This window comes from Streptococcus sp. GMD6S (assembly GCF_000297015.1).
In genome coordinates this window covers 1-1,014 of record NZ_AJRH01000175.1, presented here as the reverse complement: position 1 = coordinate 1,014, position 1,014 = coordinate 1, and the positions used below count along the sequence as shown (strand labels likewise).

The following is a 1,014-nucleotide window of genomic DNA, read 5'->3' as shown; positions in this document are numbered from 1 at the left end:
GCCAATCCTTCACTGACTACCCAGTCTGCTAGTGTCGTCTGCTGGTTCCATTTGACAAATTGGAAGCGGACATTGTGATTGCACTCATGGGCTAACGCTGCCTGCACACGGGGTAAAGTATAGTCATTTGGTAGTAAACTAAGCATGAGGTAGCCTGGAATTCCTCCATCTCCGCTGTAACCCTTATTGAGCTGTAGCATAGGTTTTTCTGGATTGCCCAATAAAATAGTAAAATAGTAATCCTCAACCTCTAAGTCATAGCCAGCTTGCTCAAAAAGACCAATACTCCTCTTGATGGTATCTTGACAATCCTGCCAGAGTTGATCAGAGCTCAGAGCGTCGATAGCCGGTCTATCCTTTTCTGATAGAGTTCCGGGCAACTGATTCATAAAGCCAAGTAGGAATAGAGCATCAAATCCTCCAGGGTACTTTGCTTTCAAAGGGATGTGTTGCGTTTGGTATTTCATTGCAAAAGGTGCTAATATTTTAGCTCGAAAGAGACCTTCTCTCTTTTCTAAAGGAAGCTCAAGCATCTCCTGATAAACTTTATCTGAACGAATCATATTGATTTGCATAATAATCTCCTTTCTTATCTACTATTAGTATAATCCCTTACCTAGGGTCAGAGTCAAGAAGAAAATTGAAATATCTATTAAAATTTCATTGAAATTACCTCAAACCGTTCGAAAATTACCTTCAATAAAGTTCTTTAATACTGAGATTGTAATATCCGGAGTATCAATAAATTAAAAACTTACTTTTCTACTGTTCATAGGAATGATGATACCAGAAAAAAATAAATCCTGAAGGGTAAAAACTTGTATTATTTTTTATGGAAAGCCTATTATTCAAAACTTGTTTGTCTCCTAGATAAACTATATAATTAGTTTGCCCCATTTGTACCCCATGAAATATAAAAAGAAAAACCGCTACTCCTAAGAATAGCGGTTTTATCATGTTTTTAAGCTACTAATGTAGTTGCTCTATTATTTAAGAGTAACTGAAGCTCCAGCT

The 1,014-nt window shown here is 36.9% G+C and carries 1 protein-coding gene; it reads right to left on the bottom strand.

Annotated elements, in window-relative coordinates:
• Positions 1–575: DUF2268 domain-containing putative Zn-dependent protease (locus GMD6S_RS09470; RefSeq protein WP_001166705.1), on the bottom strand; the 575-nt coding region annotated here is incomplete at its 3' end.
• Positions 576–1,014 lie beyond the last annotated feature (439 nt).